Origin of the sequence: Leifsonia sp. Root227 (assembly GCF_001428745.1) — a bacterium.
Taxonomy (GTDB): domain Bacteria; phylum Actinomycetota; class Actinomycetes; order Actinomycetales; family Microbacteriaceae; genus Leifsonia.
Genome location: NZ_LMIO01000001.1, coordinates 764,670 through 784,870 on the forward strand (window position 1 = coordinate 764,670; position 20,201 = coordinate 784,870).

Annotated in this window: 34 protein-coding genes; all 34 read right to left on the minus strand. The window is 58.6% G+C overall.

Features of this window, described 5'->3' with window-relative positions; all coding sequences use genetic code 11:
- Positions 1 to 7 precede the first annotated feature (7 nt).
- Positions 8 to 1,636 (minus strand): terminase large subunit domain-containing protein, encoded by a 1,629-nt coding sequence (locus ASE16_RS03560; RefSeq protein WP_055890615.1) that lies wholly within the window; start codon positions 1,634 to 1,636, stop codon positions 8 to 10.
- On the minus strand, positions 1,633 to 2,049 hold the full coding sequence (locus tag ASE16_RS19300; RefSeq protein ID WP_082581197.1) for a hypothetical protein: 417 nt from the start codon (positions 2,047 to 2,049) through the stop codon (positions 1,633 to 1,635). Before ASE16_RS19300 ends, ASE16_RS03560 begins: the two co-directional genes overlap by 4 nt.
- Positions 2,050 to 2,183: 134 nt before the next feature.
- Positions 2,184 to 2,924, minus strand: a complete 741-nt coding sequence (locus tag ASE16_RS20350; protein WP_082581198.1) for an HNH endonuclease — start codon at positions 2,922 to 2,924, stop codon at positions 2,184 to 2,186.
- A gap of 508 nt (positions 2,925 to 3,432) precedes the next feature.
- Entirely contained in the window at positions 3,433 to 3,603 is a 171-nt protein-coding gene (locus tag ASE16_RS19640; RefSeq protein ID WP_157480062.1) for a hypothetical protein, read from the minus strand.
- Positions 3,600 to 4,091 (minus strand): hypothetical protein, encoded by a 492-nt coding sequence (locus ASE16_RS19645; RefSeq protein ID WP_157480064.1) that lies wholly within the window; start codon positions 4,089 to 4,091, stop codon positions 3,600 to 3,602. The genes ASE16_RS19640 and ASE16_RS19645 overlap by 4 nt, the downstream gene beginning before the upstream one ends.
- Positions 4,092 to 4,626: 535 nt before the next feature.
- Positions 4,627 to 4,899 carry a hypothetical protein gene (locus tag ASE16_RS03565; RefSeq protein ID WP_055890618.1) on the minus strand — a complete coding sequence of 91 codons (273 nt, stop codon included), beginning with the start codon at positions 4,897 to 4,899 and terminating at the stop codon, positions 4,627 to 4,629.
- A gap of 215 nt (positions 4,900 to 5,114) precedes the next feature.
- Entirely contained in the window at positions 5,115 to 5,363 is a 249-nt protein-coding gene (locus tag ASE16_RS19650) for a hypothetical protein (RefSeq protein WP_157480066.1), read from the minus strand.
- Between the two features lie 346 nt (positions 5,364 to 5,709).
- Positions 5,710 to 5,835, minus strand: a complete 126-nt coding sequence (locus ASE16_RS20230; RefSeq protein ID WP_268765778.1) for a hypothetical protein — start codon at positions 5,833 to 5,835, stop codon at positions 5,710 to 5,712.
- Positions 5,836 to 6,051: 216 nt separating this feature from the next.
- Positions 6,052 to 6,261: a hypothetical protein gene (locus tag ASE16_RS19315; RefSeq protein ID WP_082581199.1), complete on the minus strand. Its 210-nt coding sequence runs from the start codon at positions 6,259 to 6,261 to the stop codon at positions 6,052 to 6,054.
- 270 nt (positions 6,262 to 6,531) lie between these two features.
- Positions 6,532 to 6,792, minus strand: a complete 261-nt coding sequence (locus ASE16_RS19655) for a hypothetical protein (RefSeq protein ID WP_157480067.1) — start codon at positions 6,790 to 6,792, stop codon at positions 6,532 to 6,534.
- Positions 6,789 to 7,058, minus strand: coding sequence for a hypothetical protein (locus ASE16_RS19660; protein WP_157480069.1), 270 nt, complete (start codon positions 7,056 to 7,058; stop codon positions 6,789 to 6,791). The genes ASE16_RS19655 and ASE16_RS19660 overlap by 4 nt, the downstream gene beginning before the upstream one ends.
- Before the next feature lie 549 nt (positions 7,059 to 7,607).
- Positions 7,608 to 7,733: a hypothetical protein gene (locus tag ASE16_RS20235; RefSeq protein ID WP_268765779.1), complete on the minus strand. Its 126-nt coding sequence runs from the start codon at positions 7,731 to 7,733 to the stop codon at positions 7,608 to 7,610.
- 250 nt (positions 7,734 to 7,983) lie between these two features.
- On the minus strand, positions 7,984 to 8,229 hold the full coding sequence (locus ASE16_RS19665; protein ID WP_157480071.1) for a hypothetical protein: 246 nt from the start codon (positions 8,227 to 8,229) through the stop codon (positions 7,984 to 7,986).
- Between the two features lie 190 nt (positions 8,230 to 8,419).
- The gene (locus tag ASE16_RS19320) at positions 8,420 to 8,686 is read right to left on the minus strand and encodes a hypothetical protein (RefSeq protein WP_200949543.1); all 267 of its coding nucleotides are present in this window, start codon (positions 8,684 to 8,686) and stop codon (positions 8,420 to 8,422) included.
- A gap of 361 nt (positions 8,687 to 9,047) precedes the next feature.
- Positions 9,048 to 10,193: a hypothetical protein gene (locus ASE16_RS03570; protein ID WP_055890620.1), complete on the minus strand. Its 1,146-nt coding sequence runs from the start codon at positions 10,191 to 10,193 to the stop codon at positions 9,048 to 9,050.
- Positions 10,180 to 10,410: a hypothetical protein gene (locus ASE16_RS19670; RefSeq protein ID WP_157480072.1), complete on the minus strand. Its 231-nt coding sequence runs from the start codon at positions 10,408 to 10,410 to the stop codon at positions 10,180 to 10,182. The genes ASE16_RS03570 and ASE16_RS19670 overlap by 14 nt, the downstream gene beginning before the upstream one ends.
- 357 nt (positions 10,411 to 10,767) lie before the next feature.
- Positions 10,768 to 10,917, minus strand: coding sequence for a hypothetical protein (locus ASE16_RS19675; protein WP_157480074.1), 150 nt, complete (start codon positions 10,915 to 10,917; stop codon positions 10,768 to 10,770).
- A gap of 168 nt (positions 10,918 to 11,085) precedes the next feature.
- Positions 11,086 to 11,682 (minus strand): hypothetical protein, encoded by a 597-nt coding sequence (locus tag ASE16_RS03575; RefSeq protein ID WP_055890622.1) that lies wholly within the window; start codon positions 11,680 to 11,682, stop codon positions 11,086 to 11,088.
- On the minus strand, positions 11,679 to 12,371 hold the full coding sequence (locus tag ASE16_RS19325) for a DNA cytosine methyltransferase (RefSeq protein ID WP_082581200.1): 693 nt from the start codon (positions 12,369 to 12,371) through the stop codon (positions 11,679 to 11,681). Before ASE16_RS19325 ends, ASE16_RS03575 begins: the two co-directional genes overlap by 4 nt.
- Before the next feature lie 121 nt (positions 12,372 to 12,492).
- A complete protein-coding gene (locus ASE16_RS03580) occupies positions 12,493 to 12,828 on the minus strand; it encodes a hypothetical protein (protein WP_055890623.1) in 336 nt (111 codons plus the stop codon).
- 108 nt (positions 12,829 to 12,936) lie between these two features.
- The gene (locus ASE16_RS03585; RefSeq protein ID WP_055890625.1) at positions 12,937 to 13,314 is read right to left on the minus strand and encodes a hypothetical protein; all 378 of its coding nucleotides are present in this window, start codon (positions 13,312 to 13,314) and stop codon (positions 12,937 to 12,939) included.
- Positions 13,311 to 14,051, minus strand: coding sequence for a hypothetical protein (locus ASE16_RS19680; protein WP_157480076.1), 741 nt, complete (start codon positions 14,049 to 14,051; stop codon positions 13,311 to 13,313). Before ASE16_RS19680 ends, ASE16_RS03585 begins: the two co-directional genes overlap by 4 nt.
- Positions 14,052 to 14,179: 128 nt before the next feature.
- Positions 14,180 to 14,539 (minus strand): hypothetical protein, encoded by a 360-nt coding sequence (locus tag ASE16_RS03595; protein ID WP_055890628.1) that lies wholly within the window; start codon positions 14,537 to 14,539, stop codon positions 14,180 to 14,182.
- The gene (locus ASE16_RS19330; protein WP_082581201.1) at positions 14,536 to 14,799 is read right to left on the minus strand and encodes a WhiB family transcriptional regulator; all 264 of its coding nucleotides are present in this window, start codon (positions 14,797 to 14,799) and stop codon (positions 14,536 to 14,538) included. Before ASE16_RS19330 ends, ASE16_RS03595 begins: the two co-directional genes overlap by 4 nt.
- Positions 14,796 to 15,347 (minus strand): hypothetical protein, encoded by a 552-nt coding sequence (locus ASE16_RS03600; RefSeq protein WP_157480078.1) that lies wholly within the window; start codon positions 15,345 to 15,347, stop codon positions 14,796 to 14,798. Before ASE16_RS03600 ends, ASE16_RS19330 begins: the two co-directional genes overlap by 4 nt.
- 259 nt (positions 15,348 to 15,606) lie before the next feature.
- The gene (locus ASE16_RS19335; RefSeq protein ID WP_082581202.1) at positions 15,607 to 16,464 is read right to left on the minus strand and encodes a PD-(D/E)XK nuclease-like domain-containing protein; all 858 of its coding nucleotides are present in this window, start codon (positions 16,462 to 16,464) and stop codon (positions 15,607 to 15,609) included.
- On the minus strand, positions 16,448 to 16,924 hold the full coding sequence (locus ASE16_RS03610; protein ID WP_082581203.1) for a hypothetical protein: 477 nt from the start codon (positions 16,922 to 16,924) through the stop codon (positions 16,448 to 16,450). The genes ASE16_RS19335 and ASE16_RS03610 overlap by 17 nt, the downstream gene beginning before the upstream one ends.
- Before the next feature lie 70 nt (positions 16,925 to 16,994).
- Positions 16,995 to 17,159 carry a hypothetical protein gene (locus ASE16_RS19685; protein ID WP_157480080.1) on the minus strand — a complete coding sequence of 55 codons (165 nt, stop codon included), beginning with the start codon at positions 17,157 to 17,159 and terminating at the stop codon, positions 16,995 to 16,997.
- A complete protein-coding gene (locus ASE16_RS19690; protein WP_157480082.1) occupies positions 17,152 to 17,352 on the minus strand; it encodes a hypothetical protein in 201 nt (66 codons plus the stop codon). The genes ASE16_RS19685 and ASE16_RS19690 overlap by 8 nt, the downstream gene beginning before the upstream one ends.
- The gene (locus tag ASE16_RS19340; protein WP_082581204.1) at positions 17,349 to 17,864 is read right to left on the minus strand and encodes an NUMOD4 motif-containing HNH endonuclease; all 516 of its coding nucleotides are present in this window, start codon (positions 17,862 to 17,864) and stop codon (positions 17,349 to 17,351) included. The genes ASE16_RS19690 and ASE16_RS19340 overlap by 4 nt, the downstream gene beginning before the upstream one ends.
- Positions 17,861 to 18,262 (minus strand): RusA family crossover junction endodeoxyribonuclease, encoded by a 402-nt coding sequence (locus ASE16_RS19345; RefSeq protein WP_082581205.1) that lies wholly within the window; start codon positions 18,260 to 18,262, stop codon positions 17,861 to 17,863. Before ASE16_RS19345 ends, ASE16_RS19340 begins: the two co-directional genes overlap by 4 nt.
- Positions 18,259 to 18,450 (minus strand): hypothetical protein, encoded by a 192-nt coding sequence (locus ASE16_RS19695; protein ID WP_157480084.1) that lies wholly within the window; start codon positions 18,448 to 18,450, stop codon positions 18,259 to 18,261. Before ASE16_RS19695 ends, ASE16_RS19345 begins: the two co-directional genes overlap by 4 nt.
- Before the next feature lie 472 nt (positions 18,451 to 18,922).
- Positions 18,923 to 19,045: a hypothetical protein gene (locus tag ASE16_RS20240; protein ID WP_268765780.1), complete on the minus strand. Its 123-nt coding sequence runs from the start codon at positions 19,043 to 19,045 to the stop codon at positions 18,923 to 18,925.
- 365 nt (positions 19,046 to 19,410) lie between these two features.
- Positions 19,411 to 19,941, minus strand: a complete 531-nt coding sequence (locus ASE16_RS03615; RefSeq protein WP_055890636.1) for a hypothetical protein — start codon at positions 19,939 to 19,941, stop codon at positions 19,411 to 19,413.
- Positions 19,942 to 20,201: the final 260 nt, after the last annotated feature.

Here is a 20,201-nt window from a genome sequence, read left to right on the forward strand (position 1 = left end):
CGAACTCCTATCTGAAAACGAACATTCGAGAATCGGTGTTATTACCCCAACCGTCTTTGATCGCATCAGCTCGTGCTTCATACGCGAGCGTTGCGCCAACAACGGAGTCAATCTTGCGATCGCTGTAAGGGTTCTCTTTCCGAACAAGTCGGTGTGGACCGCGCATGTTTACATACGCGTTGCGAAAATGCTCCATCAGCACGGGGTCACCCGAATGCCAAACCTGAGCAGCCTTTAGATCGATGTGTAGGCGGTCAAGGGCTGCAGCCATCGCCACATACCTTGAGGTGGGCCACCCAATGACACGCTCATCACCCAACGCCTGCGCCAAATCATCAATATCTGTACGCCATTCGTGTGGGTCGGCATACATCCGGGTCACCCTGTAGCGCTCGAACGTCTCCTTGACCGTCGCGATAACGTCAGCTCGAGGCACCTCCCACCAGTTGCCGGCAGGGCCAGTCGGTTTAGACCAAATCTTGATTGGGAAAATGAACCCATCCGACATGCGGGAAGCAATCAGGACCGTCGAGTCGTCATTCAACGAACCATCGAAGCCCAGCGCAATCCACTCATTTGGCGCGATGACAGCATCCGGGCGTTCCCGGTCATCCTCGTTCGATCGAGCAACAGTGGCATCCTGGCGCTCAATAACAGCGGCCGGAATCCATGCGTCCTGAGACGAAAGCGGGCGGTTCAAGTAGTACCGGGCCGCCGTTTCCTCGTCAGGACAAATGCGAGGGTCGTTCATGTCGCGCCACTTGCGCTCCATGTCCTGCCACGCTGCCGAGTCTCCATAGGTAAACCGCAACTGAGCAATCGTGTGATCATGGTCGGTGATATCGATCTTGCCCTTGGCCTCGCGATGATCAACCAAAACCCGCGGAGACAACTCCTTCTTGCGCCAAGCAGTAAGCGTGTCCTCGAACACTGAGGACTCACCCGGGCGATAAGCAGTAGACGTCTGAAGCATCCAAGGCTCGGCAATCTTTCGCTTCGACAAGTTGCGCGACACCGTTGAATACATCTGCTTCAGCTCTTTGAGCACATACAGGTGCGTCTCATCAGCAACAGCGAACGTCTCCTTGCCGCCATCCTTGGACGCGGCCCCAGAAGTAGTTGCCCGAATCTCCCCGCCGTTAGGCAAATAGATAGCAGTGGCCGACTGATATTGACGCACGCCTGTCGAGCCGCCGTAAATTTCGGGGAAATGCTCCTTGCCCCACTCCACGATGAACGCGACGTTCTCGAACGTGTTGCCAGCCTGCGACTCTTCAGTTGCCATGCACTTGATCAGCGGAGTAACAACCTGGCGGCCGACGGGCTGCCCGTTCTCGTCCCAATGATCAAATCGGCACGCACCATACGCCTCAAACACCGCGATGAAGCCTGCAATCTCAGACTTCGCGCGGCCTTTCGCGCGAGAAAGAACACCCTCGTCATACTCACGCCGACCCGTATCCGGGTTCAGCCGGTAACACTCAATGATGAAGTCGCTCATCTCGGCGTCATTGTTCAGGTCAATCGGTTCGCCCTGAACGTCACCGGGCCCATGAACCATGTAGTCCTGAATGAAATCGATAGCCGCATACCCAAGAGAAGGAACTTGCCCCTCAAAAAGGGGCTGAAAGTTCACTTCGCGGCTCGAGCCCGTGCCGCGTCAAGGCTGGAAACCTTCGCAGCACCGGCCGCAGTGGGGGAGTACGAACCACGCCCACCCCCGCGCTGCTGCGGGCGCTTACCAACGGCAGCATCGGGAAGCCGAAGTGACGCCAAAAGCTGCTTCAACAGGTTCGCGGTTGCGTTGGCAGATCCCAGGGCCTGATCAACCTTCAATTCGTAATCCTCGGTTTGCAGACGATGTGAAAGTCGCAACCACACGTCGATGTCACCACGCAACAGGCCATCCAGCTTGTCTAGGCGGTCCTTCGCCCGGCAAGCTTCGGTAAGGGTAACCTCCTGCAAGGCATCCAACTCGTGGGCCTTGGACACCGATTCCCACAACCTCAACCCGCCATCTGCGAGCCCAACAGGGGCGGAAGAAACCATGTCGGTACCTCCAACGAGATTCGAAGATATGTTCGAAACAGGGGTCGAAAACAACATTTCAGGTCCTTGGACTGCGAGTCACCTCCCCGGCGGTCCGGGTGCAGTACCTGCTGGGTGGATGTCCCCGGGGTGTGTCAGGCGGAGGGTCGAAGGTTTGTTCGATAGGTCAAGTGCTTGTACCGACTGTCTGTAGCACGCCACGTGGTGTGCACAGTGGGCAGGTGGCGTCGTGCCCTGTCCCGTTCCCACTCGTGTAGCAGCAGGTCGCGCTTGTCGCTGTTGCATGGACCGCATGATGGGAGCAGGTTGGTGAGGTTGTTCGCGCCACCGCGGCTGAGTGGGTACACGTGCTCGGCCTGTATGTCTGCGAGTTGGGTTGCCTTTCGACAGTAAGCGCACGTCTTGTCGAAGGCCAGCCACAGCCTCGTCAGTTCGGCCCACGAGTATGTGCCGGTAGCGCCATGCTCAAGCCCGCGGCGGCGCGCCTTGCCACCCTTGCGCTTGCAGCCACGTGTACAGTACTTGGCGCTGTCTCGTGTTGTGGTGATGGTATGTCCGCACCATTCGCAATCGAAGGTGCGTGCCGTCCGTGGTGGTTTCCATTCGCATGTTGCGTTGACCCATCGAACGATGTGGTCGGCGGGCAACTTCGTTGACCATTCGCCAAACCGTACCCATTGCCTGCATAGTTCACTGCAGTAGTTGGTTGCCCATGCGTGACCGGATACTTGCTTGAGGTAGACGCCGCAGCAGCCGGTGCACTGCATCCGCGTCGCTTTGTGGCGCCCTTCACCAAGTGCACGGTTGTAGTGGGTGGAGCATAGCCCTCGTGCGCGGTGGGCTTTGTCGCATCCGTCGATGGTGCATGTCTTCATTGACTTCTCCTGAGGAAAGCGAAAGCCCCAACGCTCAGGACGTTGGGGCTTTCTGTCACGGGTAATTAGTCCGTGAGTTCTATCGGTGTGAGGCTCTGCCTCCTGCGCTGTTGTTGCAGCGTGTGTGTGATGGGCCGAGGTAGCTTGCTCGGTCGTCTGTGTGGTCGAGTGCCCACGTTTCGGTGGGGCTGATGGGTTGTGCGCAGCGTGCGCATGGGATGGTGCCGGTTGCTACTCGTGATGCCCATTGGGTTCGGAGCTTGTCGTGGGCTTTGTCGTATCCGCGCGCTTGTCGACGGCCTCGTGCCCGGTCTGCTGCGACCCTGTGCTGTGCGCATCTGCTGCCCTCAGTGCGGCGGTAGATAGCGGGACAGCCTGGTGTGCTGCATACGCGCACGTTAGCGCCGGTCTATGACATGGAGTATGCCCATTGTCGCGGCGACGCTCAGGGGCGTAACGATGATGAAGATGAGAAGGATAGTCAGCATGTCTTCGAGTTCCTCCGCTTTCAGGCCGCGATGTAGGTGACGATGATGTGGGCCAGTCGTTGTCCGCTCTGGATGTGCACAACGCCGTTGCGGTCAAGGAATACGGCGGCTAGTTCGCCGTCGTCACCTACGCCTACTATGAGCATCGGGGTGGCTGGTGCCGGAAGGACGTCGTCGTTTTGGACGATCATGCCCGGTCTACCCAGTGGAAGTCGTAAAAGATTTGGGCGAGGTCGCCAGGTGTTACAGCACCGGGTGGGCGCCTATCCCTGAAGAGGTGAATGCCGGCGTGAGTGTATGCACTGTCGGCCAGAGCCGAACACACCCAGGTCTTCTCGTTGTTGATGCGTTTCTCGAGCCATCGTGGTGTTGCCCAGCGTGTGATGCGGCTGATTCCGATCCACACGAATGTGAGTCGTCCGTAGGGTTTGTGGACTTGGTTGAGTGCGAAGGCGACGATTTGGCGGCGTTCGAGCGCATCCAACGGGAACTGTGACCACACCGCATTCGGGAAGTGCGTTGTCGGGAGTATGGCTACACCTGAAGTTTCGGCAGACACCACATACTTCGAGTTGAAGCGAAGGATCACGTGGTTGTAATGCGACTTCGTTACGAGGCGGATGAGCCAGCTTGAGAACCCGACTGTGCGCACAAGTCCGAGCTGGCCGACGTCGCTCATCGTTGGCTCCTGGCGTTTGTTAGCTGTACCTGGCAGGACGGCACCGTTTTGTCAGGTGTAGGTGGCAGCACACGTGCGAATAGCCCCAGCACATGGCCAGGGCTATTCGTTGTATTGCGTTTAAACCGTTGTTGGGTGCGCAGTATTGTGGTTTACGCGGCTAAACCGGTAGTAACGACGTGGTTACTTGTACCAGTGGGATGTGTACGGTGTGCGTGCCTGTTCGAGCGCATCAGTGAGCCGTGTCTTGTTCCGCTCGGATGCCAGTAGGTGTTCGGTTTCGTCTGCGGCAGCCTGGATGACACGAACATCCTCAGCGGCCGTGAGCTGCTGCCAATACCGTCTCAGCGTCAGGTCAATCACGATTTCACCTCGTGTGGTTTGTTGTGCTTCTGTTCGCATCCACGGGCCAGAGACGGTACAGGCCAGGGCATTCCGCAGACCTCGCATTTGCGCGGGTCTAACGGGTCGAGGTCATATCTAGGCATCCCATACCGGCGTTCTTGTGAGCAGGTCAACTAGTTCGGGTACGGCGTCATCGTCGCCCGCGTGCACGGCGTCTCCTGTGGCTATCGCGCTCAAGAATGGACGCCTGCGCGTATTCGAGCCCCGTTCGGAAGATCCGCACCTCAGGCGCCACGTGCTCCGGGAACAAATCGATGAATCTATCCTGCGCCTCGCGGATTGCGTCATACTCGGTGCGATTGTCTCGGCCGCCCCACAGGAACGTGTTCCCGTCCGTGATGCGCCAAGCCCAGTTGCCGGCCACCTGCTCGTAGTGGACCCAAATTTCGTCATTCGTCGTCATCTGAGTACACCGATTCGCGGTCTGCTTGCAACGCAACATCTAACAGGCCGCGTGTGTGGTCACGAACGATTGGCCTTCTTTGACGAGCAGGCCAACCATTGGTTGACTGCGGCGCTGAGTTTGTCGAACGCTGCAACATCATCCTGGTCGCATGATGATTCGCGTTCGAGTTCGGGGGTCATTTTGTGGGTTGCGAGTACCTCATGCCAACCGCCTTACTTGACTATTTCAGCTTCACCTTCGGTGCGCGTGACCAGGCGTCGGATAACGACACCGTCAATGCCTGCGCGTGCCAGCTCTTTGCGGATGGAGTCGGCCTCTAGGCCGTCGTACATGTCAATGGCGCGAATACCGAGCTTGGGTAACGCGGGCGTCCATGAACCGTCCGACCCGTTGTCTTCGGCCCAAACGTCCCCAGTTGGTTCGGTGCGGAACCCGTATTCATACCATTCGACTGTTTGCATGTCAGATATTCTCTCTCGCCACGCCGCACCAGCATTGAACCCGGCCCCCTCATCGCTCATGGCGTGAGGGCCTTTCCCTGCTCCACTACGGCAACACCGTCAACGAATTTGACACCCTCGCGTCGCATCGCCCACTTAAGATCAAACGTCGCATGTCGAGATATGCGCTTGCCGCCCCAGCCAACGTACGAAACCTCAGATGTCGTTGGCATCCCATTGGCCATGTTCACCCGTTCTTCTTGAGCATTGTTCGCGACGGAAGCCAATTTGCAACGGGGTCCGCGCCCAACCATCCAGCGCGCTAGCTTCCGTTCTTACCTCGATGTCTAGGCGACCGTGAACCGAATCAGCCGTGGTGCTCGTCCATATGCTCGAAAAGTCGCTGCTCCGCCTCGTCCCTGGTGTACTCAAGTTCGACCAGAAGACAGGATTCGCACATCCACTCATACGCAACCATGCTGTTGATGCTCAACGAACCCTCCTTGGGTAAAGCGTGCGCAACGGCTTCCGCGGGGGTAGCACATAGGGTTCTGGACCAAACAGTGCACCATTCAGCAGGGCTTCGTGAGTTGCGCAGAGCGTACCGACTGTCCACTGGCCGCAAATCTTGATAAGCGTCCCACCGTCAACCTCGTCCGGGACTGTCTTGACAACAAACTGACAATTCATGGGTTGCTCCCGTGTCTGTTCATGCGGAAACGTCCAGTTTGGCGTTGATGCGGTCGCGGTAGTCGGCGAAGATCGCACCACCAGCAACCAGACGCGCCTCATGCTGCGCGAAATGGTGACCGCACATGTCAAGGGTTGATAGTGCGTCTGCGTTGATCCACACGCGCACGTACGCTTGCGCGCCACACCGGTCGCAACGATCGGCTGATGTCATGTCGAGGGCGGACATCAGCCGTCTTCACCATCTCGCGGGTAACCGTACTGTTGCAGATCCGTCATAAGCCGGTCCTGTTCAGACTTAGCCCACGCAACAATCTCCGCTACAGCGCCGCTCTCGCAACGTCGGCACGGGATGTGACGTTTATGGACGCGGCACACCAACTCGGCGCCATCATCAGTGGGCACTGTTGCATGGTCGTGCCCGCACGCACAGTCAACAATTTCAGGCACCATGGCACAACCTCGCTTGTTTGGGAGGGGTTATCGAAAGCGATAACAGCTAAATGCTGTACACGGCCATAAGCCGTTCAAGCACACGATCCTGTTTCCGCTGCTCCAACGCTTCCGGAGACAAATACGCGACAACCCGGCAATGATCCGGTTCATGCCACTGCTGCGCAATGTCGATCAGGTAGTCGTCACCGAACGACGACCCGTACTTGAACACGGTGAACGGTCCATGGTTGGGATGGTCGGAGTCAACAAACTTTGAGCCGGGTGTGAACGGTGCAGGCGCAGGGTAAATCCCTAACGGTTTCATGTGCCCTGCTTTATTGTTTTCACCGCATTGTGCATAACCACGGGTCCGTCGACGTCGGGCGCGCACATGCACCCGACCGTGCGTGAGTGCTTATACGCTTCGCCTGCTGGAATCAAATGTAGTCGATAATTTCCGGCATCACGCATGCGGCCTTCGATGCGTTCGCGTTTCTCGGCGGACGCATGCAGCCACGACACGAGCCAGTCACAGATACCTGGATCCTGATACGTGTTGAACAAGCCTTTTACAACGTCTTCGTCAATCATTCGAGGCCATTAGTTTGAGGTCCCCGCCTGCCAGCTCTTTTCTAAGAGATCTTGCGCCCATTTGAATTCATCGAATGCCCGATTAAGTCGAGATAGATCTGCATCTGATATCTCGCGCGTTGACTCGCCCGCCCACCAAGTCGCATTTTGGTGATGGCTGTACACGGGATACCACTCATCACGATCGATCCTGATACGCATCATGCCTGCTCTCGTTCGGATCGGGTAACGGCCATATGAAATTGTGGGTCGCTAGTTGACTGTTTGCACCGCATCAACTTGACCGTTTACCGGAGGCGCCCCGTAGCAGCCCGGGACAACGGCATGTATAAGACGAAGGCTTACGACAACGCCCGGGTCAACCGGGGCTTTCGTCTGTTTGTAAAACGCCCATCAGTCCCGGAGGACGATGAGCAGTTGGACCGGTGACAGCCCCGAATGTCGGGAACTCTGCCAACGGCGCATCCACACACACCGCAATGTGGTGGTTTGTCGCGGCATCCAGTTGCCGCTGTTCACCGACATCAACACCGAAGTGTTAGCCGGGAGCTATTCGAACAGGCCGGGATGTTCCGGCGTGCCCAACAGGAAATCGTTATGCTCATCATCCACAAACCGGGCATTCGAGATGACGATCGGCTGGGACGGGTCCAAAGGTTCAAGCTTGATAGTCATTCGATTTCCCCTTCCGCGAGATCACGCGTCGCGTTGGCCGCTTCCCAGCCGGCGTTGAAGCCGGTCCGAGCTAGGTGTGAAATTCGTTCGGGCATTCCCTTCCGCCACTCCCTGTAAGCGCGATCCCGGTCGGAACGAACCCGGGATAGTTCGATGCGGCGCGTATGGGTTCCGGGTCGCGCGCTACCTGGATCACACATCTGGTTCGGTGCGGCGCCACAGACTGGGCACTTCACGTCGGTGCCGCCCATCACAGTGCCTCGCCGATGCTGCGGATCGCGTCGACAGCATCGGCGACGCCGTCGTTATACGCGGCCTCCTGGTAATCAGACGGCGATGAGACAACCTGCGAAGAAGCTGCCAACTCGGCTTCTCGGAGCGCTTCACGACGCGCCCACTCCGCAACCACCTGCATGAATGCTTTCGGTGCATCTGGAACCGGTGCCGCGTAACTCGCCGCCCACCCGGCTTCGAGCACATCATCTGGGATGTTCATTACGTCTGCTCTCCGTTGGCAGTCGATCATGGCCATGTTCAGTTATCAGATCACCACCGCGTTCGGGCCTAATACGATCGAACACACCAACCCACCAACGGACACTGTAAAGGGCTGACACGGCCAACCACACCAACGGTTCAAGACGCCGGCTCGACGTCACAACACGCAACTGATTGCCCATGTCCAGTCACCCTTGACCGAACGACAGCATGGGTTCATCCGAACGCACAACCTCGTGCGACTTCTTCGAGCACAGCCCGTACGCGTCAAGGGCGATGACCCGTTGTCCGCAGAGTCGACATGTCGGGGAGTTCGCTTGCGCCGCGTCAATCACTGCGAGCGCTTCTTGCACTTCGCGTGCGTTCCTCGGCTCACACTCCGGGTGGATGTGCCAACCAGTGTTGCCGTCGAACCACCAACCGCCATCCGGATATTCGTCCGCGTCGTCTTTCATGTGCAACCTCCAATGGCCGCAACCGTGAAGAGTGTCTTTCCCTAACAGCTTTAACCGCGCCGCCCCGGAGGGTCCCAACGCTTCGGGTCTTGGTGGTCTACGCCCACCGCAAGCATCCTGGTTTGGAAGACTGCTACTACGATGCTTTGTTCGCCTTACAGAGATCCGGTACATGCGATCACTCGCCACACTTTGCGTCTCGGCTCGAAGCCCTAATGACTATTTTTCTGTGGGTGGCAGTGCCGGAAGATTATGGGTGCGGCCAGGCGTACTGCGTTGTCGTTTGAGGACACCTGAAACTAGGCTTATCCCCTGGCCGCTGTGACCGGTGCGCGTTCCCTGCGAACAGGGCCGGTCAAACTTAGAGAATGGTCAGGCTCGACAGGTCGAACCCTTCATCGTTGATCTCGAACACCAACAGGCCCGGGTCGGAATCGTCACCAGACTTGTTCCGATACCAGTCGCTGCCGTTATCCAGTGTGGGTGCCTGCAACCACCACTTCGACTTCCCCGTGCGCTGTGAACGCCCAGTAGGAAGAACCCGCAGATGATGGTAGTGCCCCGTGAGAAGGATGTCCGCGTCGGCGGTTGCTTGGGCGCCGTGCTGTTGCCCTGCCCACCATTTCGGCATCTGGTCACACGCCGACTGATGGCCGTGGTGAACACCCAACTTGGTGCCGCGAACATCCAACGCAACCGACTCATCCCAATCACCAGGACGGTGGAACGTGACAGGCAGACCAACAAGACCAGCCTGATACTCGAGGCGGGCTTGAATGGCGAGCCCCCAATCATCGGACGGACGTCCGAGGGACTGCTTACCGGACCGCCATGCGCCATGGTTCGACGGGATCGCAACAGCATCCACACGACCGTTGTTCGCCAGCAGTGCGAGCGTCTTCCACATTTCAACAGCGGAAAGGTCAATCTGTTGCGGCAACGAAAGGTCGTTGGTGAACATCTGCGAAGCAACGTTCTCGAAACCCTCGATCGCGTCACCCACATCCACGAACACAAACCGTGACAGTTTGCGCGCTTTGATGTGAGCCGCGAGCGCTACACGCTTCTGTTCAAGGCGACGCACAAGGTCGGCGGTGTCACCGCGTAGCCCTACTTTGCCCACCTGAGTGTCAGCCCACGCAACCACCAGTGTCGAACCACCAGCAGCCTTCCCAGGCTTCACCTTCGTACGACGAACCTCCGCATACAACGCCGGCAGGTCAATCGCCGCAGCCTTACGCCGAAACAACGCACGGTACGAATACAGGTTCACAACATCACGGTCACCATCGTTGGTGCGTTTCGACTGCTGCCAGTTCGACATGCGAACCGTGTCACCGACAACCTCGAACACGTCCGGGTCCAAGTTGAACCGGCGGAACATGTCCGACCAGTCAGTGACCGGCTCCGTCGTTTGTACGTCCACGAACTCGCCACCATCAGGGGTGGTATCCGCACGCCCAGTCAGCGGCACCGGTTTATCGGCCGCTTTGTCAACGAGAGACACTGTTTGCCCTCCGCCATGCGCCGACCGTTTCCTTGCCGACATGGAATCCTTCGTCGGCGAAGTCTGTGATGATCGCGCTTTGCGGCCACAGGTGCGGGGTGTTGAGCATGTGTAATGCTGCGTCCCGTTCGGATGGTTCGAGGGTTTCGAGCCATACGTCGATGGGGTTGCGTTTCGGAGCGAGCTTTCTCGCTTTTGCTTTCTCGGCCAGGGACATTCGATGTACCACCTTAACGAAAAAGGCGGACCTTCAACCCGTTTCCGGGCATGAAAAATCCGCGTACTTCAATTATGAACTACAAACGTGTTGTTGTCAAGCTCCATTCGTGCGCGGGGTGACACTAGCCATCAGTTTCGATACCTTGTCTCGTTGTACAGGTTCGGTTGTCCCGCGCGGAGCTTCTGCAACTCTGCATATCGCAACTGGTTGTGGTGGACGATTGCCTGGTATTCGATCGACTGGGGAATTACCCAAGCCGGTCGCGGGCCGCTGTAGTCAATATGGCTCGATATTGGGAGAAAGGATTCGCGTTCCCCGGGAATGTCTGGGTCATCATTACATCGCGGGGAGACGCTAGCCACGGGCAACCACCGTAACGTCAGCGAGGATTTCAATATCGTCCCGCGACCGCCCGGACCATTTCTCGATACCGATCTGGATCGCCACCCGATCCTCGTACGGCAGGCGAACGGTGATGTAGCCCTGGCCGCTGATGTCAGGCACCTACGCCTCCTGCTCGAACAGGTGACCCTTGCGGGGGCGGAGCTCGACTAAACTCGCGCCTCGAAGGGCATTCGCCTCTAGGATTTTTGCGCCCATGTGAATTCCTCGAACGAATAGACCGGGTACCATTCCGTTACTTCAACGTAGATCGTTGCCATGTCGGTGATCCTAACTCTCGGTCTTCTGTTCGATTGCGTACGCCAGTTCGCGCACACTCCATTTGCGCCCGCACGCACGACACTCAGCAGACCCAGCCTCCACCGACTCACCCGGACGGTAAAACACCACCAAAGGTCTAAGCCCACCCTCATGCTGGTTCTTCCACCATTTCGTCGCCTCACAGTCCGGGCATGCGTCCGGAAGATCCTTCTGCCTTGGCGGGTCCAATAGCGCCACGATCGCGTCAGCCCAATTGTCGAGCTGCCTGGTCGCGAACTCAGGGTTGAAATCGGTTGCCAATGTCGACACATACCAGACCCGCAAATTCTTCGCCGTGTCACGCACGACCGGGCACTGACGGATACGACACCAATCCGCAACCTGATGACTGATCTGCATCAACTTCATCAACGCCGCCGAATTCACAATCGAACCCTCAAACGCTGTCGAACCACCCGACGACGTACCACCCATCGAAGAACGCACGGCAGCATCCAACTGGTCCAACAGTGACGGCAACACCACGGTCACCAGTTGAGTGTCCTGCATTTGCTTCAACCGTTGCGGGACAGTCAGACGGTCAACCGCATCCAACAAGTCACTCATGCTGCCTCCAACGTCAAAGAACGAATCAGTTGTCCGCCAATGAACTCCGTGTACGCAGGCGGGATGGCTTGCGCGAGCTCGTGCTCGTTCATCTTCCAGTCAATGCCAAGGAGCGCAGCGCGAACGGAGAGCGCAGGCGTGTATCCGCCCAACCGGTTCGGGTTGTCTCTGTGAACTGGTGTGCGGTGGCGTCCGGCCGTGTATGAACCGGCAACCTGAATATTCGGGTCATGCTCGCACCCGCCGGCACCCATCAGCCACACGTTCGATTCAAACAACCGGTGGCGCCGCAGCGCGAGAGGTAGCCCGTCAACATCCGGCGCCATTAGACCGAACTCTGAACCGCATAACGTCAGCGGTGCAATCAGCGGTGCTCCTTCGACGTTTTCGATCACGTACGGCAGTCCGGTCGCTTCGAGCTCGACACGAGTTGGTGCGAGCAGGTCCGGGTGTTCGTTGTCGTGAAGGTGTGCGGTCTTGCTGTACACCTGGCATGGTGGTGATGCGTGGATGGCGTCGAACTCGTGGCCGTGGTCCCGCAAATACTTGAGCGCGTCTGCCTGGTGGAACTCGAACGGGTAACGCGGTTGCGGGTCAATATCGACCCCTACAACGTCGAAGCCGGCACGAGCGTACCCGGTGCCGGCTCCTCCTGCGCAACAGAACAGGTCGAGTAGTCTCGGTTTCATTCGGTCCTCCTTTGGCACTCGCAGGTGCAGTCTCCCCACCACTCGTTCGGCCCGTCACATGGTGCATGCTGGCCGCGCGAGCACGGACCGCAGACTCGGGCGATCGTGCTGGATTCGTACATCAAAAAGGCGTTTCGTCGTTGTTGGTTGGTGCCGCCCACTGTTCCTCAACCGGCGCCTTCGGATACCCATCCAATTTCGGGTTGTTCACCGACAGCTCCACTGACACCCGCTGGTTGCCGTCACGGTCCTCCCACGGCTCCCCCACCTTCGCGCCCAGGAACCCATCAACAGACACCACATCACCCTCAGACAGCCCGTGCGGTTCCTTGAACCAGAGCGTGTACTGGGTTTTGTACCTTTTCCCGTTCGACTCGTTCGACTCGGTAACTTTCACCCCGTACCCTTTCGAGTTCACACGGGTCACGGTTGCATCCTTGATCTTCACAATGGCCATGGTTAGCTCGCTTTCAGTTGTTCGTACCGGTGATGCCGGTAAAGGTTCTTCTCGTACTCGGACAGGTCATCCACGGTCACCGTGGCAAGGAACATTTCAAACGCCGTGTCACAGGGCAGCACGTCCGGTGATCTCATTCGTGTACCTCCGCTCAGCCCGCGCCTGTTCCAACGCCACACGGGTGAGCCGGTCGAACTCTGCCCGGTCCAGGGTGATCTTCGGCGGTTCAATCTGCCTCGGATTCGCAACCCGCTCATCCCGTTCGCGCTGCCGTCGAATGCGTGCCACGTTCGCCACAATGTGGCCGGCCTGCAAGTACTCGGTCGACTCACGTCGATGCATGACCACGGCTTCGAGCGCGTCTTGGTAGTCGAGGTGGCCGATCTCTTGATGCCATTCGCGGAGGACGATGCCTTTTGAGTCGATTTCCCGGTTGTCGCCGATCTTGATCTTCGCGAGAACCGCAGCAGTCTCCTGAATATTCATGCGATTGATTTCCGTTCGTCTTGTTCAGCCAACATGCGTCCCTGTTCGAGCACGTCCACGATCTGGTCCTCCTTCGACCGGCGCGGCTGAGTCTTCTCGGCACGCTCCTGATCGGACAGCAACCAGTTCTTCCACGTGCGAACCCAATCAATGCGGGTCGCGTTCTTGGTCGCCGACGTGTAGTGGTTGACGAACTTGTCCGTGGATCGTTTCCCGTTCACCAGCGGCGTGTTTTCTCTGGCCCAAATCACCATGTCGGGTGTGACCTCGAAGTTGTCTGGTATCCGGGTGCCGCGGTTAGCAGCTCTAACACCTTTAGGTGTTAGGTCGGGACTGGGATGGGACTGGGATGGGGTTACCCGAACTTCTTCCGAAGTTCCGTCGATGTTCAGGCGAACGTTCGGCGTAACACCTTTCTTCGCCGCACGCACCTTCCGCATCCGCTCCTGAGCAGCGGCGCGCTCTGCCTCTACCGCTGTTTTCAAGGGCTGGTAGTCTTCCCAATCCTTGAACTGGTAGCCGGCCGGAGCATCCAACCAGAGGTCCGCGGACACCAATTCTTGTGCGTGGCGGGTGTCTCCGCCGAGGCGTGACACCGTTTTGGCGGGCACGTAGCCGTCGGTTAGATATTTGGCGCACCACGACCCGCAGAGCGCCCATAGGCCTACGGCGGTTAGCGACAGTTCGACTACTTTCGGATGGCCGTGGAATCCGTCATCCACCTTGAACCAGGGCACTCATGTCACCTCCTTCAGTGTTCGTTCGAGGACGTCCCATTCGGCTTGTTCGGCTGGTGCGAGTGGTTCGTATGTGCCGTCCGCGTTTTGGAGTACCCAGCCGAGTGTTGGATGGCGTATGGGTGTTGTCATAGCCGCATCCTTTTCCGGTCGTACTCGGCCTCCCCGGACGCGACGAACGCTGCAGTGATTGTTGGGCGCCGGTATTGTCGCGCCATCCGCATCACCACTTCTGGTGAACGTTCCACGAGCTGCGGAACGATCAGCGGTGATTCGCCCTGGTCCAGTAGGAACTGGATTTCGTCTAGGAGTTCGTCGCCACGTAATGGCAGTTCGATGTGTCTTAGTGACGTGCCGACGTGTTGTTTGGTGGTTCCGTCTGCGTATTCGATGACGTATTTGCCGCGAATGTATCCGGTGATTACGGCTTCGCGGGGGTCGTATCGGTAGTAGACGGGCGCTCCGAGCGCGAACCTGTCGTGGTTCATGCTGCACCTGCACGTCGGAGGCGTGATCGTTGCTTTTCGTCTAGCCCGCCGAGTACGCCGAAGTCTTCACTGTCGGAGTATTGGAGAGCGTCTGTCAGGCATTGGCGTTTCACTGGGCAGGTCGCGCAGACTCGTTTCGCTTTCTCGGTTTCGGATGTGCCGAGTGGTTGGAAGAACAGTTCGGTGTCCCTGTTTTTGCAGGCTGCGTGTTCTTCCCAGTTCGTTTCGTCGCGTACCAGCAGGTCGAGTGCGGTTTTCATGCGAGTTCGGCTTTCTTCCGGTCTTTCGCGGCAACGATTTCGGGGATGGTTGCGACGCCGGATTGTTTGGCGTCGTCCCATGCGGCAGCGAGTTGGGCGATCGTGGTTGCTGCGTCGAACACGTCAACCCATTCCTGCACGTCAACAGACGGTGCTGATGGTGCGGCGGCGAGAGGTTCGACCGTGTACGGGGCGCGTTTGCCACGAGTCACCGTCAGCGGCATCGTCAACGGCTTGTCAATGTGTGACATGTGCGAGATCCTGATCCCGCCGGTCACGTCCTTGCCGAACCGGATTGACGTGTCGTTGTACAGGGTGAGCTGCCGGCCGATGTATACCGAAGCTTCCGGTCCCCAAGCGTGCACCAGGACCCTTCTCATCGACTTACCGGGCCTGTACGTACGGCCCGGGAACTCGGTGACGTGTAGGAACACGGGCTGCTCGGACGTTCCGGCTTCCACGTTGGTGATGGTGACGGTGACCGGGGTGACGAGATCGTCTGCGTTCACCTGCTGGCTGTTCGGCTGGATCGTTGTTGAAATGTCCAATTTGATCAGCCCCTTTCTGGTGGATAGGTCAGGTCATAGATCATCAGTGCGTCCAACGTCCAGTTGGCACCAGTGAGCGCGGCGGCTATATGTCTTCCGCAAGCGAAATACCGGATGATCGGAGCAAGCCGCTCGGGGTGATCGTCCTCAAACTCGCCTATCGACCAACGTGCGAACGCATCACAGCGGTCGCATTTGGGGTAGTAGGGGTTCGGGTCGTCCACAGATGACCACGCCCACGGGGGTTTTCGGTCATTCATCAGATCCTGATCTCTTCTTCGTATCGTGCTTCGTGGTCGTAAACCATCCATGCGGGCGGGTCGAGGAACTGCACGTCGGTGTCGTACCCGGGCCACACGCCTGTCTCTACGCATTCGCGGTAGATGCGTCGTGCTTCGGCCGCTTTCGTGCGACCCATTTCGACCCACAGTTCGGGGAGACGGTGCACAGCCACCTCGTACGGGGCGGACTTCTCGACAACGATGAAGTAGAAGGCGCCAAGTGGTACACCGGTTGCTGCGTCGTGTACGTCGTCATACCAAGCTTCCTGCACGTCGTAACCCCACTTGGCAACCGACTTAGCAAACCCGGACGGTGTTGCATCGTCGGTTGTTTTCAGGTCAACCGCGGCGCCATCACTCGAGAGTGCGTCGAACCGTGCGCGAACCGGCACACCATCAATCTCGGCGAACACGGACACTTCACGTCCGGTCGCCCATTCGAGGATCGGGCCGGCAGTCGGGTGTTTGAGGACAGCTTCGGCCATCCCGTCAACCCTGCGCGCGTCTGCTGCACCGATGGGTACGAGCCCGTTCGCGCGTTGCTCCTGCTCCCATGCGACCGTCTCCTTCTTCGTGGAAACTGCGCCAGATGGTGTCAGGTGTTCTTTCGGGTAGATGACGATTCGTGAACCGATGCCCAGAACTTTCGAGTGCGTCGCCGTTCCAATATCAAAAGCAACGGTGTCGCGGCGGTGTGTTTGCGCGTACTGGAACTTCCTTGGTGAACCCTTGTACTCAGGTAGCAGCATCCGTGCACCCGTAGACGACAAAGCCGGATGCGCATGGTACTCAGCATCCGGCAGATCGTGGACAACACCCTCAAGGTTTGGCGGCATCGTCCACCCCCGCGTCGTAGCTGTTGCGACGCCCAGATGCCCGGTACGCCAACGTCTGAATTACGCCCTGAGGAAGCGGTTCGGGGTAGCGGTTGATTGTCGCTTTTCTCCGCACCTCAACCGTTCCGTTCTCGTGAATCCACCAAAGACCAGCACCGTAAACAGGGGGGCGCTCAAGTAGCCCAGCGGGGACCGCGTACACGAACCGATGAGTCACCAGCGCCCACGGCCGGACCTTTGCCCACGATTCGCGCCGAGCATCGGCGACGGACACCTTGACTTCGATAGCGGTACGTTGCAGCGTCTCGAACATGAGGGCATCGATCCTGCGCGTGCTCGGTTCCCTAACCTCGGGATCGAGGGAGGAAATGGCCGTTTCGTCTTTGATCGTCAGCTCGGTGACCATCGCAGCATTTCGATGTGCGACCCGCAATGCCGCGATTACCTCGGAGGACAGCATCGGTCCTCCTTATCGTCTGCCGCGTTGATGTACCGTTCACCGGTCGCATCTGTGTCCAACGGCTCATCAGTCATGGTCGTTCTCCTTCGTGGAATGCGATCAGGTCGTGAACTTCACCGATCGTGTCGCCGAACAACTTGGCCGAGTTCTTTACGGCCACGAACTGGTGGTGGTAGTAGGCGTGCTGGTCGTCGTCCCAGTTCGTCGGACGCACCCGCCAACGCGTATCAGACATCCTTCAGCCCGGTCAGCTTGATGGAGACGGCCTCAGCGCGGTCGCGTATCTTCCACGCCTGATCCTCGGTGGCGATGTAATAGAGAAGGTCACTAAGTTCGTCCGCGAATTCGAAGATGGCGTTCACTTCCGTTCCGTGCGGGTTGAGTTTGAGTAACGCCGCTGCGGCGTGAATGCTTCGTGCCTGGGTCATGCGAGTCTCCGGATCTTGATGTCAACGCCAGACGCCTTTGCCTTGTTCTCGCTGGCGCGCAGTCGGTTACATGTCCGGCATTTTCGGCCGGCGTTGTAGTAGGTGTTTTGAGGGGTGTAGTCGTGCCCGGATGGGCACTGCTTTTTCCTGGCGTTCTCGTGCGTGCCGTGGGATAGTGCGTCCCGGGCATTCGCGGCATGCGTGTCCCACCGCAAGTTCTCGATGCGGTTGTCTGCGGGGTCGCCGTTGTTGTGGCAGCCCTCGGTACCGGCTGGTGGCGCGCCGACGAAAGCCAGGAGCACGAGCCTGTGTACTAGCCAGGTGGTCTCGGAACCATCGACACATATCTGGACTCTCATGTGCCCGCTGCGGGACGGCCGGGCGGCCAGCGTCCGACCAGGTCGGATCTTCTCGGAGTTCTTCCAGGCGCGGGACACTGACCTGATCCGCCCGGCGGAACTTGCTTCGTAGTACCCCTCGAGCCCGGGGATCGCTCGCCATTCTTCGTTCACGCTAGCCGCCTTACCTTTACGTCGACCCCCGCGCCTTCATCCGCATATTTCTTGACTGCATGCAGCGACAAAACCAGGCTGTCATCAGTCCAAACCCTTGCCGCAGTCAACGCATCCAGGACAGCGCGGGAGAGCTTGTCCACATCGGGCCGGGTGGTTGGGTGCACACGTTTCACCGTTTTGGGTCGTGGTAGCCAGAAGTCGAGTAGCACGTACACGGCCTCATCGAAACCTTCGCGACCGGATAACGCGTCAACAGCGGCGGCGGTGACCGTTTTGCGCCACGGTGCCAACTTCTTGTTCGACTCGTAGATGCGGCCGAAACGCGACACGGCATGCGAACCCTGCGGTACCGGTGTGCCCTCGACCGTGAAGTAGAGGGTTTCCAGGTCGTTCATGATGCGTCTGCTTTGTGTGACAGGACCGCACCAACCGCGACCAGGATCAGCGCCGTCACACCCGCACCACTACTACCCGACACTGCTGCCGCACCGAAAAGGATGATGGCTGCAACCCATGCGGTCACAGCCATCCGGCCCAACAGTTGCGTATGCGACAAATGATGCCGCGGGGTGTGAATGGTCATCCCTCTACCTCCCGTGCATAGAACCGCAGATGTGAGTAATGTGCGGACAACGCTTCAACAATGTCGTCAGCGTCAGCGTCGTTCGATGCCCACGCGATAGGCAGATCGCCTTGATAGATGGCCCAGTTCACGTGTAGTCCTCCCATTCGATGTCGTATCCGTCTTGTTCAAACTCGCCACGATGCACCCACCCACAACTCGGGCATATCCACGTCAACGGCAACACAAGTTCCGGGTTGTCAGTGAACTCGGCATCACCATCGAACGGACACACAGTGCACGAGAAAACGGCAATTTCAGTCATGGGGCGCCTGCGCGTCCAGCCCCAGCCGATCCCGGCACCACTTACAGTCAGGATCAACGTCGCTCCGCAGATCCCACGTCACCCGGTATCCGCAATACGACCAGGGCAGGTTCGAGTCGGGCCGGATCGCATGACGTCTGCCGCGCATTGCCGCCTTAGCCGTCTCTGTCATGCGACGTGTCCCATGAGTCCGGCGATCAACACCAGCAAACCGGCACCCAAAACCAGGGTGATGATCAGCGACGGCACACGCGACTTCCGCGAGCCGTAATCCTGCTCATCCGGGGTCATGAGCGCATCTCTCCGAAGAGCATTGCCCGGAGCATGCCCAGTTCGGCGGGGCTGCCAGCGAACCGCACAACCTGCCGGTCAGCAGCACCAGCCGCGATCCGTGCAGCTTCACGATCCTGCTCAACTTGCGACGGTGACAGTGTTGCACCAGCCAAATCAGTTGCCTCGATATACACGAACGGTCCCTTCCCGATATTTGCGCAACGTTTCGATGATCAAAGCCCGCGGGTACAACGCCGGATGTCCGGCGAGCTGAAACAGGGCAGCGTCAATGGCTTCCTCGGCCGCATCAAGCCGGACGCGCGCAGGCACCCAATACTCATGACGGCTCGCGTAGTACTCACAAACTCGGCACGGATCAGCCATCAGAGGTTCTCTCCAATCTCAGGTGGGAACTCAGCCAACATGTCGTCAAACGTGTTGAACATGGGAACATCCGGATAGTTGTGCGCCACCAACGCGGTACGGTCACGGTCCGCGATCTTCACCTCGGAAATGCACAAGGCGACAATTCGTGCCAGGGACGCGCGGAACCCGCGCGTCCCCAACATGACCTCTTTGCCCCAACCCTCAATCACCCCGGACACGCGGCCCGGATAGTGGTAGTCGTCGCTGGCTTCCGCGTATGCATAGAAACCGTGACGGCACACGTCCATGCCGTGCCCCTCGGGCAGGTGGTGGTATTCGGGTTGCGTGTACGGCGGCAGGTAGAAGGACGCTGGGGGTGGTTGGTGACGGCACTCCGCCACATTCACTCCCGGAGTCCACACCTGCTTGAAGACCACTCCCGTCAGGAACCCGTTCTGGTTGATGAGGAAGGATCTTGCCCCACGGAACACGCCGGCCACGAACCCGCGACTATCGAACTGTTCCGGAATGGAACTCTGCGATGCCATGTCTTCACGCCGGTACTGGTTCTTCGGCGGGAACGGTCGACGGAATCTCGACGGGCTCCGACTCGACGATCTTCTTTTCCTCGCCGATGTCGCCAGCCCGGGGTGCGGTGAGCGTGTACATGATGACTCCTTTACAGTTCGATAAATTTGATGTCGGATGATGGGAAGAACGATCCGCATGCGCCACATAACGCAAGTGGCATCATGCGGTGCACAAGCGCCCGCCCATGACAGAGGAGGAACGGTGGGCAGCCGCACGG

Coding starts and splice junctions, on each gene's coding strand:
- ASE16_RS19315 (WP_082581199.1), bottom strand. CDS start 6,261: ATGTCCGCCCTCGACATGACATCAGCCGATCGTTGCGACCGGTGTGGC.
- ASE16_RS19320 (WP_200949543.1), bottom strand. CDS start 8,686: ATGAAAGACGACGCGGACGAATATCCGGATGGCGGTTGGTGGTTCGAC.
- ASE16_RS20235 (WP_268765779.1), bottom strand. CDS start 7,733: ATGACTATCAAGCTTGAACCTTTGGACCCGTCCCAGCCGATCGTCATC.
- ASE16_RS03580 (WP_055890623.1), bottom strand. CDS start 12,828: ATGGCCATTGTGAAGATCAAGGATGCAACCGTGACCCGTGTGAACTCG.
- ASE16_RS19335 (WP_082581202.1), bottom strand. CDS start 16,464: ATGCCGCCAAACCTTGAGGGTGTTGTCCACGATCTGCCGGATGCTGAG.
- ASE16_RS19660 (WP_157480069.1), bottom strand. CDS start 7,058: ATGATTGACGAAGACGTTGTAAAAGGCTTGTTCAACACGTATCAGGAT.
- ASE16_RS19670 (WP_157480072.1), bottom strand. CDS start 10,410: ATGTCCCTGGCCGAGAAAGCAAAAGCGAGAAAGCTCGCTCCGAAACGC.
- ASE16_RS20240 (WP_268765780.1), bottom strand. CDS start 19,045: ATGACCCCGGATGAGCAGGATTACGGCTCGCGGAAGTCGCGTGTGCCG.
- ASE16_RS19650 (WP_157480066.1), bottom strand. CDS start 5,363: ATGCAAACAGTCGAATGGTATGAATACGGGTTCCGCACCGAACCAACT.
- ASE16_RS19645 (WP_157480064.1), bottom strand. CDS start 4,091: ATGAGCGACGTCGGCCAGCTCGGACTTGTGCGCACAGTCGGGTTCTCA.
- ASE16_RS03615 (WP_055890636.1), bottom strand. CDS start 19,941: ATGGCATCGCAGAGTTCCATTCCGGAACAGTTCGATAGTCGCGGGTTC.
- ASE16_RS03595 (WP_055890628.1), bottom strand. CDS start 14,539: ATGAACCACGACAGGTTCGCGCTCGGAGCGCCCGTCTACTACCGATAC.
- ASE16_RS19300 (WP_082581197.1), bottom strand. CDS start 2,049: ATGGTTTCTTCCGCCCCTGTTGGGCTCGCAGATGGCGGGTTGAGGTTG.
- ASE16_RS03565 (WP_055890618.1), bottom strand. CDS start 4,899: ATGACGACGAATGACGAAATTTGGGTCCACTACGAGCAGGTGGCCGGC.
- ASE16_RS19640 (WP_157480062.1), bottom strand. CDS start 3,603: ATGATCGTCCAAAACGACGACGTCCTTCCGGCACCAGCCACCCCGATG.
- ASE16_RS20350 (WP_082581198.1), bottom strand. CDS start 2,924: ATGAAGACATGCACCATCGACGGATGCGACAAAGCCCACCGCGCACGA.
- ASE16_RS19330 (WP_082581201.1), bottom strand. CDS start 14,799: ATGAAAACCGCACTCGACCTGCTGGTACGCGACGAAACGAACTGGGAA.
- ASE16_RS19665 (WP_157480071.1), bottom strand. CDS start 8,229: ATGAACATCCCAGATGATGTGCTCGAAGCCGGGTGGGCGGCGAGTTAC.
- ASE16_RS03575 (WP_055890622.1), bottom strand. CDS start 11,682: ATGAGTGACTTGTTGGATGCGGTTGACCGTCTGACTGTCCCGCAACGG.
- ASE16_RS19690 (WP_157480082.1), bottom strand. CDS start 17,352: ATGACCCAGGCACGAAGCATTCACGCCGCAGCGGCGTTACTCAAACTC.
- ASE16_RS19695 (WP_157480084.1), bottom strand. CDS start 18,450: ATGACCATTCACACCCCGCGGCATCATTTGTCGCATACGCAACTGTTG.
- ASE16_RS19685 (WP_157480080.1), bottom strand. CDS start 17,159: ATGTCTGATACGCGTTGGCGGGTGCGTCCGACGAACTGGGACGACGAC.
- ASE16_RS19655 (WP_157480067.1), bottom strand. CDS start 6,792: ATGAAACCGTTAGGGATTTACCCTGCGCCTGCACCGTTCACACCCGGC.
- ASE16_RS19345 (WP_082581205.1), bottom strand. CDS start 18,262: ATGAACGACCTGGAAACCCTCTACTTCACGGTCGAGGGCACACCGGTA.
- ASE16_RS19325 (WP_082581200.1), bottom strand. CDS start 12,371: ATGAAACCGAGACTACTCGACCTGTTCTGTTGCGCAGGAGGAGCCGGC.
- ASE16_RS03610 (WP_082581203.1), bottom strand. CDS start 16,924: ATGCTGTCCTCCGAGGTAATCGCGGCATTGCGGGTCGCACATCGAAAT.
- ASE16_RS03585 (WP_055890625.1), bottom strand. CDS start 13,314: ATGAATATTCAGGAGACTGCTGCGGTTCTCGCGAAGATCAAGATCGGC.